The organism is Klebsiella sp. C239 (assembly GCF_048822715.1).
GTDB classification, from domain to species: Bacteria; Pseudomonadota; Gammaproteobacteria; order Enterobacterales; family Enterobacteriaceae; genus Klebsiella; species Klebsiella quasipneumoniae.
Genome location: NZ_JBMEZK010000009.1, coordinates 164,460 through 184,544 on the forward strand (window position 1 = coordinate 164,460; position 20,085 = coordinate 184,544).

Here is a 20,085-nt window from a genome sequence, read left to right on the forward strand (position 1 = left end):
TCAGACGCTGTCCGCCGTTTGCTGTTCGGTGACCCGCATCACCTCCTCCCAGCTGGTGATCCCCGCCAGCGCTTTATCGCGCCCGGCATGGCGCAGGGTCTGCCAGGCTGGCCCCAGCTGCTGGATCAGGGTGATCTCATTTTCGCCGCGGTGGATGGCGGCGCGGACGCGGTCGTCAATGAGCAGCAGCTCGTGAATGCCGGTGCGTCCGCGATAGCCGGTGAAATTACACCGGGCGCAGCCTTTTGGCTGCCACAGCGGCGTACCGGCCGGGACCGCCATCTGCCGGGCGGCGTCAGCATCCGCCTGCCAGGGCTGACGACAGTGCGGGCACAGCCGACGCACCAGCCGCTGCGACATCACCGCCAGCAGCGAAGTAGAGAGTAAAAAGGGCTCCACCCCCATATCCTGCAGGCGGGAAACGGCCCCCAGCGCGCTGTTGGTGTGCAGCGTCGACAGCACCAGGTGGCCGGTCAGCGAGGCCTGGACGGCGATCTGGGCGGTTTCGCCATCGCGGATTTCGCCCACCAGCACCACGTCCGGATCCTGGCGCAGTATGGCGCGCAGGCCGCGGGCGAAGGTCATCTCGACTTTGGCGTTGACCTGGGTCTGGCCGATACCTTCCAGCTCATACTCCACCGGATCTTCAATGGTCATGATGTTGCGCTCCCGGGCGTCGAGGCGGCTGAGGGCGGCGTAGAGCGTTGTGCTTTTCCCGGATCCGGTCGGCCCGGTGACCAGAATGATGCCGTGTGGCCGGGCGATCAGCGCGTCGACCTGGTCAAGCAGGGCGGGGGGCATGCCCAGCGTCTGCAGATCCAGGTTGACGCTGTTTTTGTCCAGCAGGCGCAGCACCACGCGTTCGCCGTGGCTGGAGGGCAGGGTGGAGACGCGCACGTCTATCGCCCGCCCGCCGATACGCAGCGCCATGCGGCCATCCTGGGGCACCCGTTTTTCGGCAATGTCCAGGCTCGCCATCACCTTGATGCGCGAAATGAGCAGCGCGGCCAGCCGCCGCTGCGGGCGCAGAATTTCCCGCAGCACGCCGTCGACGCGAAAGCGAATTTGCAAATGGCGCTCATAGGTTTCGATATGGATATCGGAGGCTTTCTCTTTGATGGCCTCGGTGAGCATGGCGTTGATCAGACGGATAATCGGCGCATCGTCTTCGCTGTCGAGCAGATCGTCGGTATCCGGCAGCTCTTCGGCGAGGGTATAGAGGTCAAGCTCATTGCCGATGTCGGCCATCATCCGGTGCGCTTCCGCCGAGTCGCGCTGATAGCTGAGCACCAGCACTTTCTCGAACGCTTCCGGCGCCAGACGGCTGACGCTCATCGGCCCGTCCGCCAGGCGGCGCGCTTCCAGCAGCGCCCGGGCGGCGGTATCAGCGCGGCACAGCGCTTCGCAGCGTTCGCCGTCGCTGAGCAGCACCAGATGGTGCGCGCGGGCCCACGCGAAGGGCAACAGCGGACGGCGTTCGGCGGCTGGCGTCATGGGCGGCCTCCGAGGTTAAAGGCGTCAATGGCGGCGCTAACCTGGCGGAAGGCCTGGGTCTCCTGCTGCGGATAGATGTGCAGCAGATCGTTGCTGAGCGATGCTTCGCTGCTCTCTTTGCCCCGCTGTTTGGTTTGCGCATCGTTGAAGGCGGTGTACTGGCCGGAGGAGGCCCGGCGGTACTCATCGCGGTCGCGAATAATGGTCGGGCGGATAAACAGCATCAGGTTGCGTTTCGACACTTTCTTGCTGTCGGAGCGGAACAGCGCGCCGATCACTGGGATGTCGCCGAGCAGCGGCACTTTGTCGGCGCTATCGGTGACGCTTTTATCCAGCAGCCCGCCAACCACCACCGTTTCGCCGCTACCCACCAGCACGGCGTTATTCACCGTCCGGGTATTAAAGGTCGCCCCGAGATCGCTGCTGGTGCTGGAGGCCGAATCGGCGACGCTCGATACTTCCTGCTCAATCTCCAGCAGCACGGCATCGCCTTCGTTAATCTGCGGTTTCACCTTCAGCTTAATGCCCACGGTTTTGCGCTCGACGGTATTGAAGATGTTGTCGCCGGAGGTGGTTTGCGAGCCGGTTAACACCGGGACTTCCTGGCCGACGTTGAAGGTGGCTTGCATATTGTCGAGGGTGACGATGCTGGGGGTGGCCAGAATATCGTTCTTGGTACTGCTGGAGAGGGCGGTGAGCAGCATCGCCCAGTTCCCCTGGTAGAAGCCGGCGGCGATACCGTTAAACGAGCCGAGGGCGCTGGCCAGCGAGCTGCTGATGGTGCCGTCTTTGTTGTACTGGTTGGCGCCGGCGATCGCGGTGGAGATCGGCAATCCGCTGTTGGTAAACTGGGTCATGCCGGCGTTTTTATTGGCCCACTGGATACCGAGGTTGAGTCCGTCGGCATCCTGCACTTCGGCGATAATCGCCTCCACCAGCACCTGCGGGCGGCGGATATCCAGCTGGGCGATCACCCGCTCCAGATCGTTCATCACGTCCGGCGCCGCGGTGACGATCAGGGCGTTGGTCTGGCCGTGGGCTTTGATAATAATATTTTTATCGATCGCGGCCACCGGTTTGGCGCTTTGCTTATCGTTCTGCAGCGAGCTGCTGATCCCGGTCAGGACCTCCACCAGATCGGCGGCTTTGGCGTACTTCAGGTAGATCACTTTGGTGTTGCCCTGCACCGCCTGCTGGCGGTCGAGCTGTTTGATCATGGCGATAATGCGCTGGCGCGAGTTTGGCTCGCCGCTCACCAGCACCGAGTTGGTGCGCTCATCGGCCACCACGTTCGCCACCATCGATCCCGGCAGCGCCGACTTGCTGGTGTCTTTATTGAGTTCGGTAACCAGTTTGACCACCTCCGCGGCGGAGGCCCAGGAGAGAGGCACGGTCACCACGCTGCGATCCCCGGCGTTGTCGACGCGTTCGACAATGGTCAGCAGGCGTTTGATCACCGCCGCGCGGCCGGTCATCAGCAGGACGTTGGAAGGTTCATAATGGACCACGCTGCCGGCGCCAGCGTTATCGTTCAGCTGGCGGAGCAGCGGCGCGAGATCGCGAGCGGCGACGTTGGTCAGGGGCACCACCCGGGTGACGACCTCATCGCCTTCGCCCGGCGCGGCCTCGCTGGCGACCGGAACGGCCGAGGTCTTGGCATCTTTGGCGCGGACCACCTTCAGCACGCCGTTATTCATATTAATCACGGCGAAGCCATATACATCCAGCACGCTGAGGAAGAATTGATAATATTGCTCTTCATTGAGCATATCGTAACTGCGCACGGTGATAGTGCCGCGTACGCTGGGATCGATAATCACCGTTTTATTCAGGTTTTTGCTGACGGTATTGATAAATTCCTGGATATCGGTGCCTTTAAAACTGGCGGAAAATTCCTCCGCTGCGGCCGGAGAAAATAGCAGCGGGGTTAATATCAGCAGCGCAGGAAGCATTTTTCGCAGGCGTTTCATGGTTGGCAATTATTCATCCCCCAGGGAGAAAGCAATATCGTGTCGTTGGCCTTCCCGCTCAACGGTTAGCGTTATTTCGGTCATATCGGCCAGATTCTGCAGCGCCTGTTGCGCTTGTTCCTGATCGCGTAAATCGATGCCATTTAAGGCGATCGCCAAATCATTTGCCTGCAGGCCGGCCTGGCGAAACAGCGAGGCGTCTTTGCCAGGGTTAAGTCGGTAGCCCTGCAGTTTGTCGCCGCTGAGTACTGGCGAAATCGTTAAATAAGTGAGGATATTTTGCGGCTGCTCGCGGAGTCGCTTCATAAGGGGCGGACGGGGCGCGGCGGCGGGCGATGACGACGACGCGCGGGTATCGTTAAATAATAAAATGGCCTCCTGGCGCCCCTGATAGTTGACGATGATCCGGTCTGGCAGGATGGCAGCGATCTGTGCATCGTATCCCGGGGTGGTATCGCCGACGCTAAGGCTAACCTGCTGATTTCCTTTTTCAATAATCGCGATGGAACGCGCCGGGTTGCTGCTGGCGAGCAGCCCGGCCAGGCGTAGCTTCAGGCTGGAAACCGGCACCTGATCGAGGCTGGTGGCCTCCGCTGGCGCGGGGGGGTTTTTCGTCGCCAGGCCAAACAGGGTAAACGCGGGCCGCACGTTTTTTAATTCCGGTTCCGCTGCCGGAGGCGCAGTTAACGGCAGGGCGGAAATATCCTCAGAACTGACAGGGAATACCACTCGCCAGGTTAATTTCGCCAGCTGCGGAATGGCGGTTATTAATATGATGAGCGTCACAATTCGGGGTAATAATTTAATTATCCCTTTATTTATATTTGTTAACCCCATCACAGAAATTGGCATTTTAATCCCTTTGCTAATTTATTTTTCTGCACGCTGGCGTAATACCCTACCGAAACAGGTAGGTGATTATTGGCTTTTGAATGAATTATTGCCGGAGAGTGGCGATAAGCGTGGCGAATCATAATCAGTTTGCGGTTTGCGGTCGTCATTCCCTTTATTCATTTACTCCCCCGGCTTCCTACGCCCCCCTCTCATTTGTGGGGGATGATTGCGCCTGAGAAAGCAAAAATATCTAATTAGCGCGCTGTAAAGATATTCATCCTTTCTTACCTTTTATAATTTAATAAGCATATTAGGGACTATCGAATGCTCAGATATACCTGTCATGCCCTATTTCTTGGATCGTTAGTATTATTGAGTGGCTGTGATAACAGCTCTTCCTCCTCTTCCTCTGGCTCACCTGGCGAACCCGGTAATCCTGGCACGCCCGACCCGCAGGATGTCGTCGTCCGTTTACCGGACGTTGCCGTCCCTGGCGAAGCGGTACAGGCCTCTGCCAACCAGGCTGTCATTCACCTCGTCGATATCGCCGGCATCACCAGCAGCACGCCGGCCGACTATGCCAGCAAAAACCTCTATCTGTGGAATAACGAAACCTGTGATGCGCTGAGCGCGCCGGTGGCGGACTGGAATGATGTCAGCACCACGCCGACCGGCAGCGACAAATATGGCCCTTACTGGGTGATCCCGCTGACTAAAGAGAGCGGGTGTATCAACGTGATCGTCCGCGATGGCACCAATAAGCTTATCGACAGCGACCTGCGCGTCTCTTTCAGTGATTTCACCGATCGGACGGTATCGGTCATCGCCGGCAACAGCGCGGTCTATGACTCCCGCGCCGACGCCTTCCGCGCCGCCTTTGGCGTGGCGCTGGCCGATGCGCACTGGGTCGATAAGACCACTCTGCTGTGGCCGGGCGGGGAAAATAAACCCATTGTGCGTCTCTATTACAGCCACAGCAGTAAGGTGGCCGCCGACAGTAACGGCGAATTTACCGATAAGTATGTCAAGCTGACCCCGACCACCGTCAGCCAGCAGGTGAGCATGCGCTTCCCGCATCTCGCCAGCTATCCTGCCTTTAAGCTGCCGGATGACGTCAACGTCGAGGAATTGCTGCAGGGCGAGACGGTGGCGATATCCGCCGAAAGCGACGGGATACTGAGCGCCGCCACCCAGGTGCAGACCGCCGGCGTGCTGGATGATACCTATGCCGCCGCCGCCGAGGCGCTGAGCTATGGCGCCCAGCTAACCGATAGCGGCGTGACCTTCCGCGTCTGGGCGCCCACGGCGCAGCAGGTCGAGCTGGTGCTCTACAGTGCGGACAAGAAAGTGGTTGCCAGCCACCCGATGACCCGCGACAGCGCCTCCGGCGCCTGGTCCTGGCAGGGAGGGAGCGACCTGAAGGGCGCGTTCTACCGCTACGCGATGACGGTCTACCACCCGCAGTCGCGCAAAGTCGAGCAGTACGAAGTGACCGATCCCTACGCCCACAGTTTGTCGACCAACTCGGAGTACAGCCAGGTGGTCGATCTGAACGACAGCGCGCTGAAGCCGGAAGGCTGGGACGGGCTGACGATGCCGCACGCGCAGAAAACCAAAGCTGATCTGGCGAAGATGACGATCCACGAATCGCATATTCGCGATCTCTCCGCCTGGGATCAAACCGTTCCTGCGGAGCTGCGCGGTAAGTATCTGGCGCTCACCGCCCAGGAGAGCAATATGGTTCAGCATCTGAAGCAGCTGTCGGCCTCGGGCGTGACCCATATTGAGCTGCTGCCGGTCTTCGATCTGGCGACGGTCAATGAGTTCAGCGACAAAGTCGCCGATATTCAGCAGCCGTTCAGTCGCCTGTGCGAGGTCAACAGCGCGGTGAAGAGCAGCGAGTTCGCGGGCTATTGCGACAGCGGTTCGACGGTTGAAGAGGTGCTGACTCAGCTGAAGCAGAACGACAGTAAGGATAACCCTCAGGTGCAGGCGTTGAATACGCTGGTGGCGCAGACCGATTCCTATAACTGGGGCTACGATCCGTTCCACTACACGGTACCGGAAGGATCCTACGCCACCGACCCGGAAGGCACGGCGCGCATTAAAGAGTTCCGCACCATGATTCAGGCGATCAAGCAGGATCTGGGAATGAACGTCATTATGGACGTGGTGTACAACCACACCAACGCCGCTGGCCCGACCGACCGCACCTCGGTGCTGGATAAGATCGTCCCCTGGTACTATCAGCGTCTGAACGAAACCACCGGCAGCGTGGAATCGGCCACCTGTTGCTCCGACTCGGCGCCAGAGCACCGGATGTTCGCCAAGCTTATCGCCGATTCACTGGCGGTATGGACCACCGATTATAAGATCGATGGCTTCCGCTTCGACCTGATGGGCTACCACCCGAAAGCGCAGATCCTCTCGGCCTGGGAGCGCATTAAAGCGCTGAACCCGGATATCTACTTCTTTGGCGAAGGCTGGGATTCCAACCAGAGCGATCGCTTTGAAATTGCCTCGCAAATCAATCTCAAAGGCACCGGGATCGGCACGTTCTCCGATCGTCTGCGCGACGCCGTGCGCGGCGGCGGACCGTTCGACTCCGGCGATGCATTGCGCCAGAACCAGGGCGTGGGCAGCGGGGCCGGCGTTCTGCCGAATGAGCTGACCACCCTGACCGACGATCAGGCGCGCCATCTCGCCGATCTGACCCGTCTCGGTATGGCCGGTAACCTTGCGGACTTCGTGCTGATCGACAAAGACGGCGCGGTGAAGAGAGGCAGCGAGATTGACTATAACGGCGCGCCTGGCGGCTACGCGGCTGATCCGACGGAAGTCGTGAACTATGTGTCAAAACACGACAACCAGACGCTGTGGGACATGATCAGCTACAAAGCCGCTCAGGAGGCGGATCTCGACACCCGCGTCCGGATGCAGGCGGTGTCGCTGGCCACGGTCATGCTCGGCCAGGGGATCGCCTTTGACCAGCAGGGCTCGGAGCTGCTGCGCTCCAAATCCTTTACCCGCGACTCGTATGATTCCGGCGACTGGTTTAACCGCGTGGATTACTCCCTGCAGGACAACAACTACAACGTCGGTATGCCGCGCAGCAGCGATGATGGCAGCAACTATGACATCATCGCCCGCGTGAAGGACTGGGTGGCCACCCCAGGTGAAGCCGAGCTCAAGCAGATGACCGCGTTTTATCAGGAGCTGACCGCGCTGCGTAAGTCATCTCCGCTGTTTACCCTCGGCGACGGCGCGACGGTGATGCAGCGTGTGGACTTCCGCAATACCGGCGCCGATCAGCAGACCGGTCTGCTGGTGATGACCATCGATGACGGGATGCAGGCTGGCGCCAGTCTGGACAGCCGCGTCGACGGCATCGTGGTGGCGATTAACGCCGCTCCGGAAAGCCGGACGCTGCAGGATTTCGCCGGCACATCGCTCCAGCTGAGCGCCATCCAGCAGGCGGCGGGTGACCGTTCGCTGGCCAGCGGCGTGCAGATTGCCGCTGACGGCTCGGTCACGCTGCCGGCCTGGTCGGTTGCCGTTCTCGAATTGCCGCAGGGCGAATCGCAGGGCGCCGGCCTGCCGGTGAGCAGTAAATAACGTGACGTGGGGCGCCCGTAAGGGCGCCTCTGGCTGATGACAAACCTGGTTTGATGCTGTGCCGCCTTTCTGCCGGGTGGCGGCTTTCGCCTTACCCGGCCTGTGAAGGACTGCAATATCAAACCGTTATGCAGTTAGCTGTAGGCCCGCGCAAGCGCAGCGCCGCCGGGCAATCCCTGAAGATTGCGCTTTGTCAGCCGTTTGGGGCGCCCGTAAGGGCGCCTTCTCGTTATCGTGAGGGAACAGGAGATCGTGGTGATTGTTCGTGATGACAGTGAAAGAGGGATCCCCCCGCTGGTGGCGCATCAGCCGCCTTCCGCGCAGGCGGACGCGCCGGTGATCCGCGGCCGGATGGTGCAGATCCCAGGCTGGATTATCCCGCTGTATGCCGGATTATTATTCGCGCTCGGCTGGTTTGGCGGCGAGCAGTGGCGTCATCCGGCACCGCCGCAAACGCTGCCCTTGCCGGTGGCGCATGCGGCGCTTCTGCCGTTAACCGCTGCCGGAGAGGCCGCGCCAAAGACGCCGCCGCCGGCGACAAAACCCAGTGCGCCCGCCGCGCCGGTGGTGGACAGCGATACGCTGCCGCCTCTGCGCTATAGCGCGCATGTCTACGCCTCGTTAGCGGAAAAGCGCAGCATTGTGTTAAATGGCAAAGCGTGGACGGAGGGCGACTCCCCGCTGCCCAATCTGGTGGTGGAGCAGATCCAGCAGGATGTGACGATCTTTAGCTTCAACGGCACGACCTTTACCCTCGCGGCGCTGGAGGACTGGCCCGGCGGGAAAATTGACGAGGAGCCGAAAGGCGAATAAGGGGCACGCGCAATAAAATGCGCGTTGAAGATATTTTGTTTAGTCGCCGCGCAGGCTGGCAATAAAGGGAGCAAGCTGGCGATTAAATTGACTGCACTGCGCGGCTTCCGGGGTGCTGTCCTGTAAAAGCTGTTGGTAAAGCCGGTCGCTATTTTGGCTTAACGTTGCCGGGTCAATATTTCCCCAGCCGCGCGCTTTGCCGACATTCACCGCCGCCCGATAAATAGCTTCATCGGCGGGCAGATCGCTACGATTACATTTATTCTTGAGATAGCGCGTTCCTGCCGCCACGGACGAGAGCTGCTCGAGCTGCGCCTGGCTACTGATGGCCGGACTGAGCGTTGAGGCGGGTTTCTGTTGGCAGCCAGAGAGCACGGCCACCACGCAAAGCGGAAATATAAGCGGAATGCGCATAGTAGAGTAATCAAAATAATGAATCACTGGCCGCTAGTTTAACAAATATTTCCCTGGTGTCATCATAAAATATGATTCTGCATAAATGTTAACAGGCTCTCATTTTTATTGGCTCAAACTCGATTAATCCCCTTTACTTCTTTCAGTAATAAACATTGGCGGCCGGAAAATATATTTTCTGCGGCAGATGATGTCGCCGCATTTGGCGTCAGGGCGAGCGTCATTTTTTATGTTATTAAAAAACATACTCTTTCCCATCTTGTTACGTGAGCACGAGGTAAAATGCTGGTTAAGAATGTCGCATTTTAGTGCTATCCTGTATGCCCTGAACATTACGTGCTATGTTCTGACTCATTCTGCCAGTGATGCGTTTAACACAATGATTTTATGGTGAATTTTTATTGTTAGTATCATGTGAAACGAAGCAAACCAACCCTTTGAAAGGTGGGCGGCGCGTTCTGCCCGCCAGCAGGTTGTCGTCCCGAGGGTAAGCAGCCAGGACGTTAATTTGAGAGATTTCTTCTTCCTCTGAACAGGGGAAGTATTGAGAATCAGGCCTTTGCGCCTGAACGTTGCGGAGAAAAAGCATGGCGGGAGATGACCGCGAGCCTATCGGACGTAAGGGAAGACCCTCACGTCCGACAAAACAGAAAGTCACCCGTCGCCGGGTCCGGGAAGAGGACTACGACGACGAGTATGATGACGATGATTATGAGGATGAGAAACCGGTGCCGAGAAAAGGCAAAGGCAAAGGTGGTAAGCCTCGTCGTAAGCGCAGCTGGCTGTGGCTGCTGGTCAAGCTGGGGATTGTCTTCGCGGTGCTGATTGCCGCCTATGGCGTCTACCTCGACCAGAAAATCCGCAGCCGCATTGACGGTAAAGTCTGGGAGCTGCCGGCCGCGGTCTATGGCCGAATGGTGAACCTTGAGCCTGACATGCAGATCAGCAAAAACGAGATGGTGCGTCTGCTGAACGCCACCCAGTATCGTCAGGTCAGCGCGATGACGCGTCCCGGCGAATATACGGTGCAGGCCAACAGCATCGAGATGATCCGCCGTCCGTTCGATTTCCCGGACAGTAAAGAAGGGCAGGTGCGCGCGCGTCTGACCTTCGATGGCGACCATCTGGAAACCATCGAGAATATGGATAACAACCGCCAGTTCGGTTTCTTCCGTCTCGATCCGCGACTTATCACCATGCTGCAGTCGCCGAACGGCGAGCAGCGTCTGTTCGTGAAGCGCAGCGGCTTCCCCGACCTGCTGGTGGATACGCTGCTGGCGACCGAAGACCGCCACTTCTACGAGCACGATGGTATCAGCCTCTATTCCATCGGCCGTGCGGTGCTGGCGAACCTGACGGCAGGCCGGACGGTGCAGGGGGCAAGTACCCTGACCCAGCAGCTGGTGAAAAACCTGTTCCTCTCCAGCGAACGCTCCTACTGGCGTAAAGCCAACGAAGCGTACATGGCGCTGATCGTCGACGCCCGCTACAGCAAGGATCGCATCCTTGAGCTGTATATGAACGAGGTGTACCTCGGTCAGAGCGGCGATAACGAAATTCGCGGCTTCCCGCTGGCCAGCCTGTACTACTTTGGCCGTCCGGTGGAAGAGCTGAGCCTCGACCAGCAGGCGCTGCTGGTGGGGATGGTGAAAGGGGCCTCGGTCTATAACCCGTGGCGCAACCCGAAACTGGCCCTTGAGCGACGCAATCTGGTGCTGCGTCTGCTGCAGCAGCAGCAGGTCATCGACCAGGAGCTGTACGACATGCTGAGCGCGCGTCCGCTGGGCGTGCAGCCGCGCGGCGGGGTGATTTCACCGCAGCCGGCGTTTATGCAGATGGTGCGTCAGGAGCTGCAGGCGAAGCTGGGCGATAAAGTGAAAGATCTCTCCGGCGTGAAGATCTTCACGACCTTCGACTCGGTGGCGCAGGATGCCGCGGAAAAAGCGGCTACTGAAGGGATCCCGGTACTGAAGAAACAGCGCAAGCTGGCAGATCTGGAAACCGCCATGGTGGTGGTGGACCGCTTTACCGGTGAAGTGCGGGCGATGGTCGGCGGCGCGGAGCCGCAGTTCGCCGGCTACAACCGTGCGATGCAGGCCCGCCGGTCGATTGGTTCTCTGGCCAAGCCGGCGACCTATCTGACCGCGCTGAGCCAGCCGAACCAGTATCGCCTGAATACGTGGATCGCCGATGCGCCAGTGACCATTCGCCTGTCCAACGGCCAGACCTGGTCGCCGCAGAACGACGATCGTCGCTTCAGCGGCCAGGTGATGCTGGTGGATGCCCTGACCCGTTCGATGAACGTGCCGACGGTTAACCTCGGGATGGCGCTGGGCTTGCCGGCGGTGGTCGATACCTGGACCAAACTGGGGGCGCCGAAGAATCAGCTCAACGCCGTGCCGGCGATGCTGCTTGGCGCGCTGAACCTGACGCCAATTGAAGTGGCCCAGGCCTTCCAGACTATCGCCAGCGGCGGCAACCGTGCGCCACTCTCCGCCCTGCGGTCAGTGATTGCGGAAGATGGCACGGTGCTGTATCAGAGCTACCCGCAGGCGGAGCGCGCGGTGCCTGCCCAGGCGGCCTACATGACGCTGTGGACCATGCAGCAGGTGGTGCAGCGCGGGACGGGGCGCCAACTGGGCGCGAAGTATCCGGGCCTCCATCTGGCGGGGAAAACCGGGACCACCAACAATAACGTCGATACCTGGTTTGCCGGGATCGACGGTAGCCAGGTGACCATCACCTGGGTGGGTCGCGATAATAACCAGCCAACCAAACTGTACGGCGCCAGCGGTGCGATGTCGATTTACCAGCGTTATCTGGCGAACCAGACGCCAACGCCGCTGGTGCTGACGGCGCCTGAAGACGTGGTCGACATGGGCGTGGACAGCAACGGCAACTTCGTCTGCAGCGGCGGTATGCGTTCGCTGCCGGTGTGGACGACGCAGCCGGATGCGCTGTGCCGCCAGGGCGAGATGATGCAGCAGCAGCAGTTGCAGCAGCAGGAAGCGAACAACCCGTTCAATCAGTCCGGGCAGCAGCAGCCTCAGCAGCAACAGCAGCAGCAACAGCAGCCGCCGAAGCAGCAGGAGAAGAGCGACGGCGTCGCGGGCTGGATCAAGGATATGTTCGGCAGTAACTGATTTAAGCCCTAAGACCAGACCCCTTAAGACGAAAGTATTAAGGGGTTTTTTTATGCCTGTAAAAAAGTTAACGGCTCTTTAACTCCATAATAACTATCTGGTTATTAATTCAGCCTTCAACCCGCAGCGACAGGCATATCGCTTGCCTTGCCTTCAACGTTTCGCCTATTATATCGCCCGTCATAATAATAATTCTCGTTTACGTTATCATTCACTTTCATCAGAGATATACCCATGGCGCGTCCAAAAACTGCTCAGCCAAACCACTCGCTGCGTAAAGTCGCAGCTGTAGTAGCCACGGCGGTTAGCGGCATGTCTGTCTACGCACAGGCAGCAGAACAACCGAAGCAAGAAGAAACCATTACCGTCGTTGCCGCCCCGGCCGCCCAGGAAAGCGCCTGGGGACCGGCGCCGACCATCGCGGCGAAACGCTCCGCCACGGCGACGAAAACCGATACCCCGATAGAAAAAACGCCGCAGTCTGTGTCGGTGGTGACGCGCCAGGAGATGGAGATGCGTCAGCCGACGACGGTAAAAGAGGCGCTCTCCTATACGCCAAGCGTCTTCTCCACTCGCGGCAGTTCGACCACCTATGACGTGGTCACCATTCGCGGCTTCACCACCTCGACGACCGTCAACACCAACCAGTATCTGGACGGCATGAAGCTGCAGGGGAATAACTACTCTGAAGTCTCCATGGATCCTTACTTCCTGGAGCGCGTGGAAGTGATGCGCGGGCCAACCTCGGTGCTGTACGGCAACAGCAACCCGGGCGGTATCGTCAGCATGGTCAGCAAACGCCCGACCACCGAGCCGCTGAAAGAAGTGCAGTTTAAGATGGGCACCGACAATCTGTGGCAGACCGGGTTTGACTTCAGCGACGCCATTGATGATGCCGGCGTCTGGTCCTACCGCCTGACCGGTCTGGGCCGCAGCCAGGATGCCCAGCAGCAGATGGCGAAATCGACCCGCTACGCGGTGGCGCCCTCCTTTAGCTGGCGTCCTGACGATAAAACCGACTTCACCTTCCTGAGCAACTTCCAGAATGATCCGGATGCGGGCTACTACGGCTGGCTGCCGCGCGAAGGCACCGTGGTGCCGTATTACGACGCCAACGGTAAGGCGCATAAGCTGCCGACCGATTTCAACGAAGGCGAGGCGGATAATAAAATCTCCCGCCGCCAGAAGATGGTGGGCTACAGCTTCTCCCATCAGTTCGATGACACCTTTACCGTGCGGCAGAACCTGCGCTATGCCGATGTGCATACGCTCTATCGTTCGGTTTACGGCAACGGCTATGTCGCGCCGGGCTACATGAATCGCGCCTATGTGCGCTCCGACGAGCACCTGAACACCTTCACCGTCGATACTCAGCTGCAGTCTGATTTCTCCACCGGCGCGGTTAGCCATACCCTACTGACCGGCGTGGACTACTCGCGGATGCGTAACGATGTGGATGCCGACTACGGGACGGCGGATCCCATCAGCATGAACAATCCGCAGTACGGCAACCCGAATATTCAGGTCACCTTCCCGTACGCGGTGCTCAACCGGATGGAGCAGACTGGCCTGTACGCGCAGGATCAGATGGAGTGGGATAAATGGGTGATGACCCTGGGCGGCCGTTACGATTACGCCACGACCTCAACGTTAACCCGCGCCACCAACAGCCTGGCGGAGAACCACGACCAGCAGTTCAGCTGGCGCGGCGGCATCAACTACCTGTTCGATAACGGTATCTCTCCGTACTTCAGCTACAGCGAATCGTTTGAACCGGTATCGGGCGCCAGCAGCAGCGGTAAGCCGTTCGATCCGTCGCGCGGTAAGCAGTATGAAGCCGGCGTGAAATATGTGCCGAAAGATATGCCGGTGGTGGTCACCGCGGCGGTCTATCAGCTGACCAAAGACAAGAACCTGACGGCGGATCCGGCTAACCAGGCGTTCAGCATCCAGACCGGCGAAATCCGCTCCCGCGGCCTTGAGCTGGAGGCGAAGGCGGCAGTGAACGCCAATATTAACGTCACCGCAGCCTACAGCTACACCGATGCGGAGTACACTCACGATACGGTGTTCAACGGCAAACGTCCGGCGGAAGTGCCGCGTAACATGGCCTCCCTGTGGGCGGATTATACCTTCCACGAAACCGCGCTGAGCGGTCTGACGATTGGGGCCGGGGCGCGCTATATCGGTTCAACGGTCAGCTACTACAAAAATGACACCAGCACCGGTAAGAAAAATGATGCCTTTAGTGTGGCCGGTTATGCGCTGATGGATGCGACGGTGAAATACGATCTGGCGCGCTTTGGCCTGCCGGGCTCGTCGGTCGGCGTCAACGTCAACAACCTGTTCGACCGCGAATATGTCTCCAGTTGCTACAGCGAATACGCCTGCTACTGGGGGGCCGGACGTCAGGTCGTCGCCACCGCCACCTTCCGTTTCTAACCACCTACGGGCGCGGTTCGCCGCGCCCTTTATCAGGTTATCGCTATGCAGGAACAGACTCCGCACGCAGAAACCACCTTCGCGCTGGATCGCGTCACTTTCCGTGTGCCTGGCCGCACGTTGCTCCATCCGCTCTCGCTCACCTTCCCGGCCGGAAAAGTCACAGGCCTGATCGGCCATAATGGCTCCGGCAAGTCGACGTTACTGAAAATGCTTGGCCGCCATCAGCCGCCTTCCGCAGGCGATGTGCTGCTGGACGGCCAGCCGCTGGAGAGCTGGGGCAGCAAAGCCTTTGCCCGCAAAGTGGCCTATCTGCCGCAGCAGCTGCCGCCGGCCGAAGGTATGACGGTGCGCGAGCTGGTGGCGATCGGCCGCTATCCATGGCACGGCGCGCTGGGTCGCTTTGGCGCGGCGGACCGCGAGAAAGTGGAAGAGGCGATTGCGCTGGTAGGGCTGAAGCCGCTCGCCCATCGTCTGGTGGACAGCCTCTCCGGCGGCGAACGCCAGCGGGCGTGGATCGCCATGCTGGTGGCGCAGGATAGCCGCTGTTTGCTGCTCGATGAACCCACCTCGGCGCTGGATATCGCCCATCAGGTTGATGTCCTCGCGCTGGTGCATCGTCTCAGCCAGCAGCGCGGCCTGACGGTGATCGCCGTCCTGCACGACGTTAATATGGCGGCCCGCTACTGCGACTATCTGGTGGCCCTGCGCGGCGGGGAAATGATCGCCCAGGGGACGCCGGCGGAACTGATGCGCAGCGACACCCTGGAACAAATCTACGGCATCCCGATGGGGATCCTGCCGCACCCGGCCGGCGCGGCGCCGGTAAGCTTTGTCTATTGATGATGACCCCGACTCAGATAACCCGACGTCGCCTGCTGACCGCGATGGCGCTCTCGCCGCTGCTGTGGCAGATGCGCGGCGCGCAGGCGGCGAACGTTGACCCGCAGCGTGTGGTCGCCCTGGAGTGGCTGCCGGCGGAGCTGCTGCTGGCGCTGGGCGTCACGCCTTACGGCGTGGCCGATATCCCTAACTATCGCCTGTGGGTGAACGAGCCCGCGCTGCCCGACTCGGTGATCGATGTCGGTTTGCGCACTGAACCCAATCTTGAGCTGCTGACGCAGATGAAACCGTCGTTTATCGTCTGGTCAGCAGGCTACGGCCCGTCGCCGGAGAAGCTGGCGCGTATCGCCCCCGGTCGCGGATTCACCTTTAGCGACGGCAAACGCCCGCTGGCGATGGCTCAGCGCTCGCTGCTGGAGATGGCTGACCTGCTGGGCAAACCGCAGCAGGCTCAGCGCCACCTGGCGGAGTTTGAGGCGCTGATGGCGAGCCTGAAGCCGCGCTTTGCCGGACGCGGCGACCGTCCGCTGCTGATGATCTCCCTGCTCGATCCGCGCCACGTTCTGGTGTTTGGCGAAAACTGCCTGTTCCAGGAGGTGCTTGACCGCTTTGGTATTAAAAACGCCTGGCGCGGCGAAGCGGCGTTCTGGGGCAGCGTTAGCGTTGGCATCGACCGGCTGGCGGCGTTTAACGAGGCCGATGTGATCTGTTTTGATCATGGTAACGAGCGGGAGATGACCCAGCTGCTGGCGACCCCGCTGTGGCAGGCGATGCCGTTCGTGCGCGCGGGGCGCTTCCAGCGCGTTCCGGCGGTGTGGTTCTATGGCGCGACGCTGTCGGCGATGCATTTTGCCCGCGTGCTGGCCGAGGCCCAGGGGAGTCCGGCATGAATACGCGTATTTCACCGTTAGCCAGTATCCTGCTGGCCGCGCTGCTGGTTGCCGCCTTCGCGTTGAGTATCGTCAATCTCAATGTCGCCTTGCCCTATGCGCAATGGCGGCAGGCGCTGCGGCAGCCGGATAGCGATCAGATTGCCCAGATGCTGTTTCATTACAGCCTGCTGCCGCGGGTGGCCGTTTCACTGCTGGTGGGGGCCGGGCTGGGACTGGTCGGCGTACTGTTCCAGCAGGTGCTGCGCAATCCGCTGGCGGAGCCGACCACCCTTGGCGTCGCCACCGGCGCGCAGCTGGGGATAACGGTCACCACGCTGTGGGCCATCCCCGGCGTGCTGGCGTCGCAGTTTGCCGCGCTGGCCGGGGCCTGTCTGGTGGGTGCGCTGGTGTTTGGCGTCTCCTGGGGCAAGCGTCTGTCGCCGGTAACGCTGATCCTGGCGGGCCTGGTGGTCAGCCTCTACTGCGGGGCGCTTAACCAACTGATGGTGATTTTCCATCACGACCAGCTGCAGAGCATGTTCCTGTGGAGCACCGGGACGCTGACGCAAACCGACTGGAGCGTGGCGCAGCGCCTGTGGCCGCAGCTGCTGGGCGGGGCGATACTCACCCTGCTGCTGCTGCGTCCGCTGACTCTGATGGGGCTCGATGACGGGGTGGCACGCAACCTGGGGCTGGCGCTGTCTCTGGCGCGCCTCGGCGCCCTGACGCTGGCGATCGTGATGAGCGCGCTGCTGGTCAACGCGGTCGGGATTATCGGCTTTATCGGCCTGTTCGCGCCGCTGCTGGCGAAAATGCTCGGCGCCCGTCGACTGCTGGCCCGGCTGCTGCTGGCGGCGCTGATCGGCGCGCTGCTCCTGTGGCTTTCCGATCAGGTGATCCTCTGGCTGAGCCGGGTATGGCGGGAAGTCTCCACCGGCTCGGTCACCGCCCTGATTGGCGCGCCGCTGCTGCTGTGGCTGCTGCCGCGGCTGCGCAGCATCAGCGCCCCGGTGATGAACGGCGGCGATAATGTGCAGCCTGAGCGCTATCACGTGCAATGGTTTGTTCTCGGGGGCGTCGCGTTGCTGCTGCTGGCGATGAGCGTAGCGCTGGCCTTTGGTCGCGATGCCCACGGTTGGCTGTGGGCTCACGGCGATCTGCTGGAGCAACTGCTGCCCTGGCGCTGGCCGCGAGTGCTGTCGGCGCTGTTCGCCGGGGTGATGCTGGCTGTCGCCGGTTGTATTATCCAGCGCCTGACCGGCAATCCGATGGCCAGCCCGGAAGTGCTGGGCATCAGCTCCGGCGCCGCCTTTGGCGTGGTGCTGATGCTGTTCTTCGTGCCTGGCGACGCCTTTGGCTGGCTGCTGCCGGCCGGGAGCCTTGGCGCGGCGGCCACTTTGCTGATCATTATGCTGGCCGCCGGACGGGGCGGTTTCTCGCCGCATCGGATGCTGCTGGCGGGGATGGCGCTCAGTACCGCCTTCACCATGCTGCTGATGATGCTGCAGGCCAGCGGCGATCCGCGCATGGCGCAGATCCTGACGTGGATCTCGGGGTCGACCTACAGCGCGACGCCGGAGAGGGTGGTACGCAGCGGCGCGGTGATGCTGGTCCTGCTGGCGCTGGCGCCGCTCTGTCGCCGCTGGTTAACCATCCTGCCGCTGGGCGGGGAGGCGGCGCGGGCGGTGGGCATGGCGCTGACGTCATCGCGGATTGTTCTGCTGCTGCTGGCGGCCTGCCTGACGGCGACGGCGACGCTAACCATCGGCCCGCTGAGCTTCGTCGGGCTGATGGCGCCGCATATCGCGCGCATGATGGGCTTCCGCCGAACGCTGCCGCATATGGTGATCTCCGGACTGACTGGCGGGCTGCTGCTGGTCTTCGCCGACTGGTGCGGACGGATGATCATGTTCCCGTACCAGATCCCGGCGGGGCTGCTGTCGACCTTTATCGGCGCGCCGTACTTTATCTATTTGCTGAGGAAGCAGAGCCGCTAACGATCCCGGATGGCCTCAACATCCCCGGTGGCGCTATCGCTTACCGGGGCTACAGTGCTGTGCGATTTGGTAGCCCGGATAAGGCGCAATGCGCCGCATCCGGGAAAATCCCCGGTGGCGCTATCGCTTACCGGGGCTACAGCGCTGTGCGATTTGGTAGCCCGGATAAGGCGCAATGCGCCGCATCCGGGAAAATCCCCGGTGGCGCTATCGCTTACCGGGGCTACAGCGCTGTGCGATTTGGTAGCCCGGATAAGGCGCAATGCGCCGCATCCGGGAAAATCCCTGCGTTACCAGGCATTCAAGCACCTTACAGTTTGGCAAATACCCGACGCGCGGCGTCGATGGTATTGTCGATATCTTCTTCGCTGTGGGCGACGGACATAAAGCCAGCCTCAAACGCTGACGGCGCCAGGTACACGCCTTCCTCCAGCATCAGATGGAAGAAGCGCTTGAAGCGTTCGACATCGCACTTCACCACGTCCTGATAGCAGGTGACGGTTTCGGCATCGGTAAAGAAGATGCCGAACATGCCGCCGACGTTATTGACCACCAGCGGGATCCCGGCGTCACGCGCCGCATCCAGCAGGCCTTGCGCCAGCTGGTTGGTCAGCTCGGTGAGGGTTTCATGCACGCCCGGCTGCGCCACTTCGCTTAAGCAGGCGAAGCCGGCGGCCATGGCGATCGGGTTACCGGAGAGGGTTCCGGCCTGGTAGACCGGACCGGTGGGCGCCAGCGCGTCCATCACCTCGCGACGGCCGCCGAAGGCGCCTACCGGCATCCCGCCGCCGATGATTTTCCCGAGACAGGTCAGATCCGGCTCCACGCCGTAATAAGCCTGCGCGCCCGCCAGCGCCACGCGGAAGCCGGTCATCACTTCGTCGATGATCAGCAGGGCGCCAAATTCGTCGCACAGCGCGCGCAGGCCCGGCAGGAACTCCGGCTGCGGCGGAATGCAGTTCATATTCCCGGCGACCGGCTCGACGATGATGCAGGCGATATCCTGCGGATACTGCTCGAACGCCGCGCGCACGGAGGCGAGGTCGTTATAGGTGCAGGTCAGGGTATGTTTGGCGAAATCAGCCGGCACGCCCGGCGAGTTCGGCTGGCCGAGGGTCAGCGCGCCGGAACCGGCTTTCACCAGCAGGCAGTCGGCATGGCCGTGGTAGCAGCCTTCGAACTTGATGATCTTGTCGCGGCCTGTGAAACCGCGCGCCAGGCGAATCGCGCTCATGGTGGCTTCGGTACCGGAGTTCACCATGCGCACCATATCCATGGTCGGCACCAGCTCGGTCACCAGCGCCGCCATTTTTACTTCCATTTCGGTCGGCGCGCCAAAGCTCAGGCCGCGGGACGCCGCCTCGATCACCGCGTTGCGGATCGCCGGATGGTTGTGGCCCAGCACCATCGGACCCCAGGAGCCGACATAATCGATATAGGCTTTCCCATCCACGTCATAAAGGTAAGCGCCATCCGCGCGTTCGATAAACAGCGGGGTGCCGCCGACGCCGGTGAAGGCGCGGACCGGCGAGTTAACGCCGCCGGGGATCAGTTCACGCGCGGCGTGGTACAGATTTTCAGATTTGCTCATGGCCAGGGTCCTGGTTCGTGAAAAATGTTTTATCGGCTATTCTAAGTTATTCCAGGA

At 60.9% G+C, this 20,085-nt stretch carries 13 protein-coding genes; 7 read left to right on the forward strand and 6 right to left on the reverse strand.

Going from position 1 to position 20,085, the window contains the following annotated elements; genetic code table 11:
* From gspE to ACOI6Z_RS21880, 4 genes are read right to left on the reverse strand one after another with little or no spacing between them, the layout of a single operon-like run.
* A complete protein-coding gene (gene gspE, locus ACOI6Z_RS21865) occupies positions 1-1,494 on the reverse strand; it encodes a type II secretion system ATPase GspE (protein ID WP_044521064.1) in 1,494 nt (497 codons plus the stop codon).
* Positions 1,491-3,464, reverse strand: coding sequence for a GspD family T2SS secretin variant PulD (gene pulD, locus ACOI6Z_RS21870; RefSeq protein ID WP_023292027.1), 1,974 nt, complete (start codon positions 3,462-3,464; stop codon positions 1,491-1,493). Before pulD ends, gspE begins: the two co-directional genes overlap by 4 nt.
* A gap of 9 nt (positions 3,465-3,473) precedes the next feature.
* Entirely contained in the window at positions 3,474-4,316 is an 843-nt protein-coding gene (gspC, locus tag ACOI6Z_RS21875; protein ID WP_032452715.1) for a type II secretion system protein GspC, read from the reverse strand.
* Positions 4,301-4,438, reverse strand: a complete 138-nt coding sequence (locus ACOI6Z_RS21880) for a hypothetical protein (protein ID WP_032429281.1) — start codon at positions 4,436-4,438, stop codon at positions 4,301-4,303. The genes gspC and ACOI6Z_RS21880 overlap by 16 nt, the downstream gene beginning before the upstream one ends.
* 184 nt (positions 4,439-4,622) lie before the next feature.
* Between ACOI6Z_RS21880 and pulA the strand changes: the two genes are divergently transcribed.
* Positions 4,623-7,913, forward strand: coding sequence for a pullulanase-type alpha-1,6-glucosidase (pulA, locus tag ACOI6Z_RS21885; protein WP_065812206.1), 3,291 nt, complete (start codon positions 4,623-4,625; stop codon positions 7,911-7,913).
* A 255-nt stretch (positions 7,914-8,168) separates the two neighbouring features.
* Entirely contained in the window at positions 8,169-8,726 is a 558-nt protein-coding gene (gene gspB, locus ACOI6Z_RS21890; RefSeq protein ID WP_044521071.1) for a type II secretion system assembly factor GspB, read from the forward strand.
* Between the two features lie 39 nt (positions 8,727-8,765).
* Here the strand turns inward: gspB and gspS are convergent, their stop codons facing one another.
* Positions 8,766-9,140, reverse strand: coding sequence for a type II secretion system pilot lipoprotein GspS (gspS, locus tag ACOI6Z_RS21895; protein ID WP_023292031.1), 375 nt, complete (start codon positions 9,138-9,140; stop codon positions 8,766-8,768).
* Between the two features lie 587 nt (positions 9,141-9,727).
* On the opposite strand from gspS, the gene mrcB reads away from it, so the two are divergent.
* From mrcB to fhuB, 5 genes are all read left to right on the forward strand, one after another.
* On the forward strand, positions 9,728-12,283 hold the full coding sequence (gene mrcB, locus ACOI6Z_RS21900; RefSeq protein ID WP_049014303.1) for a bifunctional glycosyl transferase/transpeptidase: 2,556 nt from the start codon (positions 9,728-9,730) through the stop codon (positions 12,281-12,283).
* A gap of 234 nt (positions 12,284-12,517) precedes the next feature.
* On the forward strand, positions 12,518-14,725 hold the full coding sequence (gene fhuA, locus ACOI6Z_RS21905) for a ferrichrome porin FhuA (RefSeq protein WP_065812207.1): 2,208 nt from the start codon (positions 12,518-12,520) through the stop codon (positions 14,723-14,725).
* A 45-nt stretch (positions 14,726-14,770) separates the two neighbouring features.
* The gene (fhuC, locus tag ACOI6Z_RS21910) at positions 14,771-15,568 is read left to right on the forward strand and encodes a Fe3+-hydroxamate ABC transporter ATP-binding protein FhuC (RefSeq protein WP_032452785.1); all 798 of its coding nucleotides are present in this window, start codon (positions 14,771-14,773) and stop codon (positions 15,566-15,568) included.
* Positions 15,568-16,458, forward strand: a complete 891-nt coding sequence (gene fhuD / locus ACOI6Z_RS21915) for a Fe(3+)-hydroxamate ABC transporter substrate-binding protein FhuD (RefSeq protein ID WP_032452786.1) — start codon at positions 15,568-15,570, stop codon at positions 16,456-16,458. The genes fhuC and fhuD overlap by 1 nt, the downstream gene beginning before the upstream one ends.
* Positions 16,455-18,437 carry a Fe(3+)-hydroxamate ABC transporter permease FhuB gene (gene fhuB, locus ACOI6Z_RS21920; protein WP_065812208.1) on the forward strand — a complete coding sequence of 661 codons (1,983 nt, stop codon included), beginning with the start codon at positions 16,455-16,457 and terminating at the stop codon, positions 18,435-18,437. Before fhuD ends, fhuB begins: the two co-directional genes overlap by 4 nt.
* Before the next feature lie 310 nt (positions 18,438-18,747).
* Here the strand turns inward: fhuB and hemL are convergent, their stop codons facing one another.
* A complete protein-coding gene (hemL, locus tag ACOI6Z_RS21925) occupies positions 18,748-20,028 on the reverse strand; it encodes a glutamate-1-semialdehyde 2,1-aminomutase (protein WP_017900647.1) in 1,281 nt (426 codons plus the stop codon).
* Positions 20,029-20,085 lie beyond the last annotated feature (57 nt).

Excerpts from the sequence above, each read along its gene's own strand:
- gspE (WP_044521064.1), bottom strand. The coding sequence starts at position 1,494 with ATGACGCCAGCCGCCGAACGCCGTCCGCTGTTGCCCTTCGCGTGGGCC.
- pulD (WP_023292027.1), bottom strand. The coding sequence starts at position 3,464 with ATGAAACGCCTGCGAAAAATGCTTCCTGCGCTGCTGATATTAACCCCG.
- gspC (WP_032452715.1), bottom strand. The coding sequence starts at position 4,316 with ATGCCAATTTCTGTGATGGGGTTAACAAATATAAATAAAGGGATAATT.
- ACOI6Z_RS21880 (WP_032429281.1), bottom strand. The coding sequence starts at position 4,438 with ATGATTCGCCACGCTTATCGCCACTCTCCGGCAATAATTCATTCAAAA.
- pulA (WP_065812206.1), top strand. The coding sequence starts at position 4,623 with ATGCTCAGATATACCTGTCATGCCCTATTTCTTGGATCGTTAGTATTA.
- gspS (WP_023292031.1), bottom strand. The coding sequence starts at position 9,140 with ATGCGCATTCCGCTTATATTTCCGCTTTGCGTGGTGGCCGTGCTCTCT.
- mrcB (WP_049014303.1), top strand. The coding sequence starts at position 9,728 with ATGGCGGGAGATGACCGCGAGCCTATCGGACGTAAGGGAAGACCCTCA.
- fhuA (WP_065812207.1), top strand. The coding sequence starts at position 12,518 with ATGGCGCGTCCAAAAACTGCTCAGCCAAACCACTCGCTGCGTAAAGTC.
- fhuC (WP_032452785.1), top strand. The coding sequence starts at position 14,771 with ATGCAGGAACAGACTCCGCACGCAGAAACCACCTTCGCGCTGGATCGC.
- fhuD (WP_032452786.1), top strand. The coding sequence starts at position 15,568 with ATGATGACCCCGACTCAGATAACCCGACGTCGCCTGCTGACCGCGATG.
- fhuB (WP_065812208.1), top strand. The coding sequence starts at position 16,455 with ATGAATACGCGTATTTCACCGTTAGCCAGTATCCTGCTGGCCGCGCTG.
- hemL (WP_017900647.1), bottom strand. The coding sequence starts at position 20,028 with ATGAGCAAATCTGAAAATCTGTACCACGCCGCGCGTGAACTGATCCCC.